The following is a 12,334-nucleotide window of genomic DNA, read 5'->3' as shown; positions in this document are numbered from 1 at the left end:
GATCATGAAACATCAAAAAAATATTATAGCAGCCATAGCACTGATATTGGCAATTGCAGGTTGCAAAAAGTACGAGCAGGTCCCGGTTGATAAAGTTGGGATAGATAAAATTTTCGACCCGAGGGATTCGGCCGGTTCAAATGCGCAGAAATACCTGTACGGGATTTACTCGGTATTAAAAAATGGCCATAACCGTGTGGCGGGCGATTATCTCGACGCCGCATCTGACGATGCTATTTCTTCAGCATCGAGCCCAACCAATGTGGTTACCATACTTTCCACCGGTGCTTACAACTCCTATAGTTTACCTAACGAAGAAAACCTTTTTGGCTCATACTATGCAGGCATCCGCCAGGCCAACGAATTTGTAAACCATATTGATGTTGTGCCTGTACTGGCCAAGTATAAAGGCTATTCGATGAAATATGTTTGGAAGAGCGAAGCGCGTTTATTGCGCGCGTATTTTTATTTTGAACTGATAAAACGTTATGGTGGTATACCGTTAATGGGTAACAAGGTATATACCATTACGGATGATATAACCTTGCCACGCAACAGCTTTGATGATTGTGTTAAATACATTGTAAGCGAGTGCGACGCTATAAAAGATACGCTGTTAACATACCCAATTGCCGACCCGGATGCCGATAGCCACCGCGTAACCAAAGGTACCGCAATGGCATTAAAAGCACGTGTGTTGTTATATGCCGCAAGCCCATTATTTAACGGTGGCAACATTGATGCGTCAAACCCCTTAACAGGCTATACCGATTTTCAGGCGTCGCGATGGGCTGCCGCTGCCGCCGCCGCTAAAGATGTAATGGACCTGGGCACATACTCGTTATTACCGGAATTTAAAGATGTGTTCCTGACACAGAACAACCCCGAAATACTATTTATGCGCCAGGGCGATAATAGTAACAGTGTAGAGACTACCAACGGGCCTGTTGGTTTTACCGCAGCAACTGGTAAAGGCCAAACCAGCCCAACGCAAGATTTGGTTGATGCGTTCCCGATGGCGAACGGTTTGCCTATTGGCGATGCTGCATCAGGCTATGATAGCAACAAGCCCTACACTGACCGCGACCCAAGGCTTACCAAAACCATTCTTTATAACGGTGCAGATTGGTTAAACACGCAATTACAAACCTACGAAGGTGGCCAAAGTAAACCGAATGGTGCTTTGCAGCAAACCAAAACCGGCTACTACATGCGGAAGTTTATGGGCAATTTTGAGAACACCAACAACTATAGCGCCCACAGTACAGATTGGCTGATCATGCGTTATTCTGACCTGTTATTAGGTTACGCCGAAGCGCTTAACGAATCTGCCGGGCCAACTACCGACGTTTATAACACTTTAATAAGTACACGCAAACGTGCGGGTATTAGAGCTGGTGCAACTAACCAATATGGTTTAAAAGCCGGCATGACAAAAGATGAAATGCGCACCGTAATACAAAGTGAACGCCGCGTTGAACTCGCTTTCGAAGAGAACCGCTATTGGGATATTCGCCGTTGGAAACTGGCCGAAACCAATATGAACCAGCCACGCAAAGGGGTTAGTATAGTAAAGGTGGGTGCTATATTTAATTATAACCCGATAAATGTACTGGCGACCAAGTTTATTACGCCAAAGATGTATTTGTACCCTATCCCGTATGACGAAGTGCAAAAGAACCCTAATATGAAACAAAACCCCGGATGGTAACTACCAAACAGGCAATTTAAACCAATTAATTAAGCAGTTATGAGAAAAATAATACTTTTCTTTCCAATAATATTCATGTTGCTACCGGGGGCTTTGTTTGCACAAAACACAGTAGTAACTGGTAGAGTGCGCGATCTTACCGGGGTTTTGCCGGGGGTATCTGTTGTAGAAAAAGGCATCCCTACCAACGGGGGCATTGCTGATGTTAACGGCAGGTTCTCTATCACGTTAAGGGGGCAGTCAAAAACCATTGTTTTCCGCTTTATAGGTTACGTAACGCAGGAAGTTAAAGTAGGCGATAAAACAACGCTTGATGTTATTATGCAAACCAGCACCAATGGGTTGGATGAGGTATCGGTAATCGCTTATGGTACACGTAAACGTATTACAAGCACAGGTGCCGTAAGTTCAATTTCGGCCAGCGATATCCGTACCGTACCAACAGCAAACGTGCAAAATGCGCTTACGGGTAAATTACCGGGTTTCTTCTCGCAACAGGGATCAGGCCAACCGGGCAGAGATGCGTCAGACTTTTACATTCGTGGTGTAAGTTCATTAAACCCTGCAGGTAACCAGCCGCTTATTATCGTAGATGATATTGAATACAATTACGACCAGTTACAGCAGATAAATGTAAACGAAATTGAAAATATCTCTATCCTGAAGGATGCATCGTCAACAGCCGTATATGGTATTAAAGGCGCCAACGGTGTATTAGTAGTAACTACACGCCGTGGTAAAGGTGGTGCACCAAAGGTAAACGTTAGAGTTGAGGGTGGCATGCAACAGCCAACCAAAACACCAAAATTTTTGGATTCGTACAATTCGGCATTGTTAATAAACGAAGCGCAATTGAATGATGGCATCCCGCAGAGCTTCACCCCGGCAGATCTGGACGCCTTCAAAAATGGTAATGACCCATACGGGCACCCAAATGTAAACTGGTACGAAAAGATCTTTAAAAAACAGAGTTATCAGTCCAATGCTAACCTGGATATATCGGGCGGGTCAGACGCTTTAAAATACTTTATATCGGGCGGTGCCCTAAACCAAGACGGTTTGGTACGCGATTTTGCCGACCCGCAAGCCTTGGTGAACACCAACTATTATTTCCGCAGGTATAACTTCCGTTCCAACCTCGATCTAAAGGTTACCAAAACGCTCGACCTTCGCTTAGATGTAACCACCCGTTTTTCTGACTTAAACCAGCCTTACAATCAAAACGCTGTAGGAGAGGTGTATAACTTTACAAAAGAAACCCCATTTACATCGCCATACTTAAACCCTAACGGTAGCTACAGTTACGCGTATTCGCAATTTAACCCCGATCACCTGCCTACGCTAAATGCAAGGCTTGCCACCGGCGGTTATCAGCATGCCCGCAGAACAGATTTTAACTTTTTGTTTGGCGCTACCCAAAAACTGGATGCCATAACAGATGGCTTATCTGTTACCGGCCGCATAGCTTACTCAAGTATCGAGCAGTACACTAAACAAATATTTAACGAGGGGATCCCATCATACCATTACGACCCGACTACCGATCAGTATTCATTGCGCCCGGGAGGGACCTATGTGTATCAAACGTATGGTTTAACAGGTAATACCGATCAAAATACCAATAACTACAACTTGCAGTTATATTTAAATTACGACCGTACGTTCAGAAATACGCATCACTTTTCGGGCTTGGTTTTATTTAACCAAACCGCAAACACATTGTATGCGGCCAATTTATTGTCGGGAGACTTGGTTGGTGTACCTCAAAAATTCAGGGGCGTATCAGGCAAGTTAGGGTATGATTACAAACAAAAATACCTGGTAGATTTTAACGTTGCCTATAACGGTACCGACCGTTTTGCAGCAAACCACCGCTTTGGTATTTTCCCGGCTGTGAGCGTGGGTTATAACTTAGTGAAAGAGGACTTCTTTAGTAAAGCATTGCCATTCTTTAGCCTGTTTAAATTAAGGGCCAGCTACGGTTTAGTTGGTTCTGATGCGGCGCCGGGTAACCGTTATGTGTACAACCAGGTTTATAACAATGGTGGCGGCTACAATTTTGGCCAGTCGCCACAACCTTATGTTACCATTTATGAAGGTGCACTGGGTAACCCTACAGTTGTTTGGGAACGCGCCCGCAAATTGGATATTGGTTTGGATATGAACTTATTTAACGATAAAATATCTGTTACGTTTGATTACTTCCATGATGTGCGCGACAAACAGCTGATAACCCCTGGCAGTGTGCCTTTGGGGTTAGGTGTAGACCTGCCTGCGGTTAACCTTGGCAAAACCCAAAACCAGGGGTTCGACGGGCAGATAAGCTACCATGGTAACATCGGCAAGTTCCAGTACAATACCGGCCTTGTTTTCTCATACGCCAAAAACAAAATTTTATTTAAAGACGAAGCAGCACCGGCCTATCCCTGGCTTGCACAAACCGGTTACTCTATTGGCCAGCAATATGGTTACCACTTCTTAGGATACTATACGGCGCAGGATATTTCTGCTATCAGTGCATACCAGGCTACTAACGGATCAAACGCGGGCAACAAAATTGCTATACCCGATAATGGTATACAATTGCAACCGGGTGATCTTCGTTACGAAGACCTAAACGGTGATGGTGTGATAAACGTATTTGATAAACGTGCCATAGGTAATCCTAACCTGCCGAATACTATCCTGGGCCTTTCGCTACAGGGTGTATACAAGGGTTTTAGTATAAGTGTATTGCTACAGGGATCATTCAACTACAGCTTTGCGGTATTGGGTACCGGTATAGAGCCGTTCCAGAGCCAGTTTCAGCCAATACATCAAGAAAGATGGACGCCCGCTACAGCCGCAACCGCTAACTTTCCACGGTTAGGCCTTAACCCAACATCGGTAAACAGCCCTACATCATACTTTAGCGATTATTGGTTGGTTAACGCATACTACATCCGTTTAAAAACTATTGATATTGGTTACCAATTACCAACCAAGCTATTGCCTTTCAAAATAAACAATGCAAGGGTCTACATGAGTGCATACAACTTGTTCACATGGGATAATTACAATAAATATCAACAAGATCCGGAGATCTCTACAAACACTGCGGGTGATGCCTACATTAACCAGCGCGTTGTAAACTTAGGTGTTCAACTGGGTTTCTAAGCAGGATATTTAATAAGGCAGGGGTTAGCGCAATTTGCAGTTGGCCCCTGCCTTTTTTATAAAGCCCATTCAAAAAGCATTCGGCAGGTATTTTATACATTAGTACTATGTTTCCAACCATTGGCCACCTGTTTGAATACCTCTTCCACGCCCGTTTTTCGTTCCCTATTCAAACTTTTGGTTTTTTTGTGGCTTTGTCTTTTTTAGGAGCATATATCGTGTTCACATCCGAATTTAAAAGGTACGAAGCTAACGGAAAAATACACGCATTTAAACGTAAAGTAGTTACCGGTCGGCCGGCATCAGTATTAGACCTGGTAGTAAATTTTGTATTGGGATTTCTTTTCGGTTATAAAGTGTTCGGTGCGGTTTATAACTATGCCCTATTCGCTAAAGACCCGGGCGGATACCTGCTGTCGTTAAACGGTAACCTGGCTTCGGGTTTGCTCATAGGTACCGGGTTTGCAATTTGGGTTTACTCGGATAGGAAAAAACATCAATTAGCCAGGCCAACGGTGGTCGAAGAAACCCGCCACCCATACCAGCTAATGGGGCTTATTGTATTCAGCGTAGGTTTTTTTGGCTTCATTGGAGCAAAACTATTTGACATCGCAGATCGTTTTAACCTGTTTTTGCATGACCCTGCGGGGATATTTTTCTCCTCAAACGGCTTTGCTTACTACGGCGGATTGATATTTGGAGCGCTCACTTACTTGTACATCGGCTACCGTTATGGTATGAAACAGGTGCACCTGGCAGATATTGGCTCGCCCGGCATGATGCTCGCCTATGGCATTGGCCGCATTGGTTGCCATCTATCTGGTGATGGCGATTGGGGTATTATAAACCATCAACCCAAACCTAATTGGCTAAACCTGCTGCCAGATTGGATGTGGAGTTTTAATTATCCGCATAACGCTTTAAATGCCGGTATAACAATACCCGGTTGCGATGGCAATTATTGTAACGTGCTGCCAACGGGTGTTTACCCCACATCATTTTACGAATTGGTATTTTGTATAGGCATGTTTGGGCTGATGTGGGCGTTACGCAAAAAAATAAAGATTCCGGGTCTGATGTTTTCCATCTACCTGGTTCTTAATGGTGGCGAGCGGTTTTTGATAGAACACATTCGTGTAAATTTTAATTACAGGTTTTTAGGTATTACATTTACCCAAGCGGAGTTAATTGGGGCACTTATATTGCTTGGCGGTATAACAGGTATAATTATTATTGCCTATAAACGTTTTGGGCCTGCCTATAAACCCGCGTAAACCTATGTTAATAACCAGTTTGTGATGAAAAGACTTGCGCTTGTTTGCATATACCTTTGTACTGCGTTGTCGCAAAGTATTGCGCAAAAAAAGGCTGTAAACCTTACCCATATTAAATTCACGGTATCAGAAGCACCGGAATGGTCAGCCCTGTTAAAGCGCAACACAGGTTGGTTTGGCGGCGACGGTATTTACACCATCCCGATAAGCGGGGTTGAAGGCAAGCAGGCAGGGCCGAACTCCAAAACCCTTTTCATTTTTAGTGATAGCATGATAGGGGAGATTCGCGATAACACCATGTTGCCGGGGTATAAAATGATCCACAATTCGGTAGCGGTGCTTAATGGCAACCAACCTATAGAAAATAATATAAAGTTTTACTGGGATACAGATAAAAAAGGAGAAGCCGAACCATTGTTTATCCCCACAACGCCAAAATCTGACAGTTCTGATTACTACTGGCTGGGTGATGGGTTTGTAAACCAGGCAAATAAAGCTACATACTTATTCGGCTACAGGGTACGTAATGTAAGCTTAGGTGCTTTTGGTTTCAGGGAGATGGGTAATACGCTCATCAAAATTGCTCCCGGTACTAAGCCGCCATATAAAGTGACCAAACAGATGGATACGCCCTTTTATTTAACCGACGGTAAAGATGATATAGGCTCTTACGGTGCCGGTGTTTACGTGAACACTAAAAAGGCAGGTGCTACCAGGCCCGATGGCTATATTTACGTTTACGGTGTGCGGGGGTTGGTGAAAAGTTTATTTGTTGCACGCGTGCTTCCAACCGATTTTGAAAACTTCAAAAGATGGAAATTTTGGGATGGCACAAAATGGGCGGCAGATATAAACAAGGCCGGGGTGCTTACAACGGGCGTGTCAAACGAACTAAGCCTATCGGCACTACCTGATGGGCGGTATGCCCTGGTATTTCAGGAGGGTGGTATGGGTACTAACGTGGGTATGAAGATAGGCGCAAGCCCTGTTGGCCCCTTTGGCCCGGTAATAAGGCTTTGGGATTGCAAGCCTGACCTGGTAGAGAAAACCTTTGTAGTTTACAATGCTAAGGCACACCCAACCCTATCAAAACCAGGTGAGTTGCTGATTAGCTACAATATTAATTCGGTTGAGTTTATAAAGGACCTGCAAAAACATCCAAACCTGTACCGTCCACGTTTTATCCGCGTTAAATTCAATTAATTACCGAAACCAATTTGATAGTATAAAAATATTATTTATTTTAGCTAAATTGATTTAGCGTCTGCTGCCAATTATACTTATAGATTATTATTTTTTCGCTTAACAGATTTAAGGCATTATGAAAAAAACACAGCAGATGTACTTATGGTACTCTTAAAACAGGAGATTGGTTCTGGTTTTATATTTGGTTTATTCAATTAAAAGGAGGTGGAAGCATCTCCTTTTTCAAATAATGCCGTTGCAGCAAATTATTTACCTTCGAGATATATAATGAAAAAGTCCTTAGTTTTTTTCGCGTTACTTATTGCAGGCGCTGCACAAGCCCAGCAAGCCGACCTTGTGCATTATGCCAATACTTTACAAGGCACTAACAGCAAATACGAACTATCATTCGGTAATACTTACCCTGCTACCAGTGTGCCATTTGCCATGAACACCTGGACACCCCAAACAGGTAAAAACGGCGAAGGGTGGAAATATCAATATTTCGAAAAAAAGATCCGGGGGTTTCAGCAATCGCACCAGTGCAGTTCATGGGTTAATGATTACGCCGTGTTTTCGTTAATGCCGGTTACAGGTAAGTTGGTTGTAACGGATGAAGACCGCGCCACAAGCTTTTCGCACAAGAACGAAATAGCCCAGCCAAACTACTATCGCGTAAAGTTGGATAACAATATTGTAACCGAGATGACCACCACTGAGCGTGGCGCGCATTTAAGGTTCACATTCCCGGCATCTGCACCTGCTTATTTGGTATTGGATGGTTACACCAAAATGAGCCGGGTAACCATTAATGTAGAGGAACGTAAAATTACAGGTTGGGTAAACAATTGCCGCTGGGCGCCTCAAAACTTCAAAAATTACTTCGAGATCGTATTTGATAAGCCATTTAAAGCCTACGGCACATGGGAAAATAAAAAAGGCACCATTAACCCAAATAATAAAGCCGATGAGGGAGAGGGTAAGGGCGCTTACATAGAGTTTGCCCTGGGCTCAGTGGTCCAGGCAAAGGTTGCATCGTCATATATCACGCCTGAACAAGCATCGTTAAACCTGGCTACCGAGTTGGGCAAATTCAAAAATTTTGATGATACCAAAGCGGCATCCACCAAAATATGGAACACCTTGTTTAACCGTGTATTGGTAGAGGGCGGTACTGAAGAGCAAAGAGCTACATTTTACTCGTGCCTGTATCGTGCTAACCTGTTCTCGCACCGTTTTTATGAGATCAATAAGGCAGGCAAACCATATTACTTTAGCCCTTACGATGGCAAGATCCACGATGGCTATATGTACACCGATAACGGTTTTTGGGATACATTCCGTGCGCAATTCCCGCTAAACACTATCCTGCACCCGCAAATGGAGGGCCGTTATATGCAGGCGCTGCTTTCCGCGCAAGAGCAATGCGGCTGGTTCCCGGCATGGTCGTTCCCGGCCGAAACGGGTGGCATGTTGGGTAACCATGCTATCTCTTTACTGGCAGATGCATGGATGAAGGGTATCCGTACCTTTGACCCGCAAAAAGCACTTAACGCTTACGCCCACGAGGCAAACAATAAAGGCCCCTGGGGTGGTGCAAACGGCCGCGGTAACGCCAAAGAATACAACGCAAATGGTTATGTACCTTATTCTGAAAAAACACAGGGTGCAACCGCACAATCTTTAGAGTATGCTTATGATGATTTTTGCGGGTACAATCTGGCAAAGGCTGTGGGCAACAAACCATACATGGCGCAGTTTGGCAAGAACATGTACAACTACAAAAGCTTGTATGACCCAGGCACCCGCTTTATGCGCGCTAAGGATGCGAACGGCAAATGGGTAGAGCCTTTTGATCCGCTATCTTGGGGTGGCCCTTACACAGAGGGTAACGCATGGCATTGGCAATGGTCCGTTTTTCATGATGTGCAGGGGTTGATAAAACTAATGGGTGGCAACAGGAATTTCACCGCCAAAATAGATTCGGTGTTTTCACAGCCATCTACCATTGTGCCGGGCGGTTATGGTTCCGTTATCCACGAGATGACGGAAATGGCACTGATAAAAATGGGGCAATACGCGCATGGCAATCAGCCTATACAGCACATGATATACCTTTACGATTATGCCGGCGAACCATGGAAAACCCAATACCATGCCCGCAACATTATGGAGAAGATCTACAACTCTACCCAGAACGGCTACCCCGGCGATGAGGACCAGGGTCAAATGTCATCATGGTATGTGTTAAGCGCTTTGGGGATATACAGCGTAACGCCCGGTGTGCCGCAATATGCTATCGGCAGCCCGGTATTTAAAAAGGTGACTATTACTCTGGAGAACGGAAAAAAATTCATCATCCAGGCAGATAATAACAGCAAGCAGAACGTGTATATCCAGTCGGCAACTTTAAATGGTAAGCCTTATACGCATAATTGGTTAAGCCATTACGCTATTACAAATGGTGGCACATTACACTTTAAAATGGGCAGCAAACCAAATTATAAACGGGGCCTTTCGCAGGCAGATAAGCCATTCTCGGTATCAACAACAAAATAATGAAACAGTAGGGTATTGTTAGCAAGGGCATATTGTGGTATAATTGTGAACCAATTAATTAAACCCTCGTAATGGACATCAAACCCTCATTCACCGAGAAGAGATTTCATGTAGTTATTGCTTTTGTTACCCTGCTTTTTTTAATGTGGGGCATATCCATGACGCTTGGTGATGTGCTAAACCGCCACTTTCAAAACGTTTTGCATGTAAGCAAGGCGCGGTCGGCTTATGTACAGTTTTCAATATTTGGGGCGTATTTTGTAATGGGTATCCCGGCGGGGTTGTTCATGAAAAGGTTTGGATATAAGAATGGTGTGCTATTGGGTTTACTACTATACTCTGCAGGGGCGTTCCTGTTTATCCCGGCTGCTAATGCCGAATCGTTCACGTTTTTCCGGATAGCATTATTTATACTGGCCTGTGGCATGGCTACGTTGGAAGCAGTGGCCCACCCCTTCGTGGCATCGCTTGGTGACCAGCGCACCAGCGACCAGCGCATTAATTTTGCGCAGGCTTTCAATGGTGCTGGGGGAGTTATCGGGCCCATCGTCGGGAGCTATTTTATATTTGGGCGGGAGCAGGACCTCGTCTCGGTAAAGCATCTTTACATTGTAATAGGGGCGGTAATTGCTGTAATTGCATTTGCCTTCTCGTTTGTAAAAGTGCCCCAATTGGTAGATCCTCATAGCACTTCTGCCGATTCATACGCGCCTACCGAAGTGCCCCATGCAGATAAAAAACTGTTTCAGCATAAGCATTTTGTTTTTGCGGTTGTAGCGCAATTATTTAACGTAGCTGCGCAAGGTGGTACGTGGGCTTTCTTTATCAATTACGGGCACGATGTAATGCACTTTACCGATGGCAAGGCAAGCTACTTTTTCTCGTTAAGTATGGTGATGATGATGATAGGCCGCTTTGCCGGCACTCTCCTGATGCGATACATTGCGCCAAGCAAATTGCTGGCCGCTTTTGCATTAGCCAATATTGTAATGTGCCTTATTGTAGCCCAGGGGTATGGTTGGCCATCATTCATCGCGTTGCTGTTCGTCAATTTCTTTTTCAGTATCATGTTCCCAACTATATTTAGCCTTGGCTTAAAAAACATGGGTAAGCAAACGCAACAGGCGTCATCTTTTATTGTGATGGGTGTTGTGGGAGGAGGTTTGTTCCCGTTATTGATGGGCCAGGTAGCTAATCATAATGTTGCGGAGGCGTATTATTTACCAATTATTTGTTACGTGGTAATATTTCTATTCGGATTTACCTACAAACGACTTAATAAAAGCGCCATTTAGGCTATGCCTGACCCGTAAAATACATTTACCCGCAATTTTTGCCACAATATCATTAAATCGATTTAATCGCTATTTATGTTAACTATTTTTATATTTGATTTTACCATAAAATTAAGTGAAGAAACTCTCAATAGTTGACATAGCCAACCACCTTAACGTATCAAAAACTACGATATCGTTTATACTGAATGGCCGCGCCCAGGAAAAAAGAATAGGAAAAGAACTGGTAGAACGTGTACAGAAATTTGTTGCAGAAGTGGGGTACAAGCCAAACTCGCTGGCAAAAAGCCTGCGTACAGGTAAATCAAATATTATTGGGCTGATGGTGGAGGATATATCCAACCCGTTTTTTGCGGCTATCGCGAGGCTTATTGAAGATCGGGCCTATAAAAATGGCTACAAAATTATCTATTGCAGTACCGATAATGACACCAATAAAACCCGCGACTTGATCAGCATGTTCCGGGACAGGCACGTTGACGGCTACATCATCGCCCCGCCCGAAGGTATTGAAGAAGACATCAGTTCGCTGATAAATGAAGGTATGCCGGTGGTGTTGTTTGACAGGCACCTGCCAAAAGTAAGCACCGATTTTGTGGAGATTGATAACCTTTTCAGCACTTATAATGCTACCAGGCATTTGGTGCAGCAAGGGTACAAGAATATCGCTTATATCACTTTTGCATCAAATCAAACCCAAATGCAGGCGCGCTTGCAGGGTTACAAAGACGCGCTTGCAGAAAATGATCTGAAGCCGTATGTGCAGGAAATTGTATTTAGCCAAAACGAAGAGCTTATTATGGCACCTTTGCAAGCCTTCCTTAAAAAACATAAAAACCTCGATGCCGTATTTTTTGGTACAAACCACGTAGGCACCTGCGGTTTAAAAGTGATAAACAGCATGGGCTTAAAAGTGCCGGACGACTTGGCGCTGATCTCTTTTGATGATTACGACGTGTTTAAACTGTTTTCGCCGCCGGTTAGTGCTATAGCCCAACCCATTGAGGCCATTGCCGATAGCGTGATCACCGTGTTGTTAAATAAGCTAAACACCTCGTCGCAACACATCAGCTCCCAATCCATCATCTTGAAAACGGATTTCAATATCAGGGGGTCTTCACAAGCGGTTAAGAAAGCTGTACTGCAGTAATTGC

Annotated in this window: 7 protein-coding genes; all 7 read left to right on the top strand. The window is 44.2% G+C overall.

The genetic code is table 11. The features are described from left to right. Positions 1-4: 4 nt before the first annotated feature. The 7 genes from ABIB39_RS00195 to ABIB39_RS00165 all read left to right on the top strand — a co-directional run bounded on the left by ABIB39_RS00195 (position 5) and on the right by ABIB39_RS00165 (position 12,330). Positions 5-1,711: a RagB/SusD family nutrient uptake outer membrane protein gene (locus tag ABIB39_RS00195; protein ID WP_354426571.1), complete on the top strand. Its 1,707-nt coding sequence runs from the start codon at positions 5-7 to the stop codon at positions 1,709-1,711. A 39-nt stretch (positions 1,712-1,750) separates the two neighbouring features. Beyond that, entirely contained in the window at positions 1,751-4,867 is a 3,117-nt protein-coding gene (locus ABIB39_RS00190) for a SusC/RagA family TonB-linked outer membrane protein (RefSeq protein WP_354426570.1), read from the top strand. 107 nt (positions 4,868-4,974) lie between these two features. Beyond that, on the top strand, positions 4,975-6,141 hold the full coding sequence (locus tag ABIB39_RS00185; protein WP_354426569.1) for a prolipoprotein diacylglyceryl transferase: 1,167 nt from the start codon (positions 4,975-4,977) through the stop codon (positions 6,139-6,141). Between the two features lie 24 nt (positions 6,142-6,165). Beyond that, positions 6,166-7,344 (top strand): DUF5005 domain-containing protein, encoded by a 1,179-nt coding sequence (locus tag ABIB39_RS00180; RefSeq protein WP_354426568.1) that lies wholly within the window; start codon positions 6,166-6,168, stop codon positions 7,342-7,344. A gap of 270 nt (positions 7,345-7,614) precedes the next feature. Further along, entirely contained in the window at positions 7,615-9,885 is a 2,271-nt protein-coding gene (locus ABIB39_RS00175) for a GH92 family glycosyl hydrolase (protein ID WP_354426567.1), read from the top strand. 71 nt (positions 9,886-9,956) lie between these two features. Further along, a complete protein-coding gene (locus ABIB39_RS00170) occupies positions 9,957-11,180 on the top strand; it encodes a sugar MFS transporter (RefSeq protein WP_354426566.1) in 1,224 nt (407 codons plus the stop codon). A gap of 115 nt (positions 11,181-11,295) precedes the next feature. Then, positions 11,296-12,330: a LacI family DNA-binding transcriptional regulator gene (locus ABIB39_RS00165; RefSeq protein WP_354426565.1), complete on the top strand. Its 1,035-nt coding sequence runs from the start codon at positions 11,296-11,298 to the stop codon at positions 12,328-12,330. Positions 12,331-12,334 lie beyond the last annotated feature (4 nt).

The sequence above is a fragment of the Mucilaginibacter sp. UYP27 genome (genome assembly GCF_040547175.1).
Taxonomy (GTDB): Bacteria; Bacteroidota; Bacteroidia; order Sphingobacteriales; family Sphingobacteriaceae; genus Mucilaginibacter.
Note: the sequence above shows the minus strand (reverse complement) of the source record. Positions and strands in the feature narration are given on the sequence as shown.

Coding starts and splice junctions, on each gene's coding strand:
- ABIB39_RS00190 (WP_354426570.1), top strand. CDS start 1,751: ATGAGAAAAATAATACTTTTCTTTCCAATAATATTCATGTTGCTACCG.
- ABIB39_RS00175 (WP_354426567.1), top strand. CDS start 7,615: ATGAAAAAGTCCTTAGTTTTTTTCGCGTTACTTATTGCAGGCGCTGCA.
- ABIB39_RS00185 (WP_354426569.1), top strand. CDS start 4,975: ATGTTTCCAACCATTGGCCACCTGTTTGAATACCTCTTCCACGCCCGT.
- ABIB39_RS00195 (WP_354426571.1), top strand. CDS start 5: ATGAAACATCAAAAAAATATTATAGCAGCCATAGCACTGATATTGGCA.
- ABIB39_RS00170 (WP_354426566.1), top strand. CDS start 9,957: ATGGACATCAAACCCTCATTCACCGAGAAGAGATTTCATGTAGTTATT.
- ABIB39_RS00180 (WP_354426568.1), top strand. CDS start 6,166: ATGAAAAGACTTGCGCTTGTTTGCATATACCTTTGTACTGCGTTGTCG.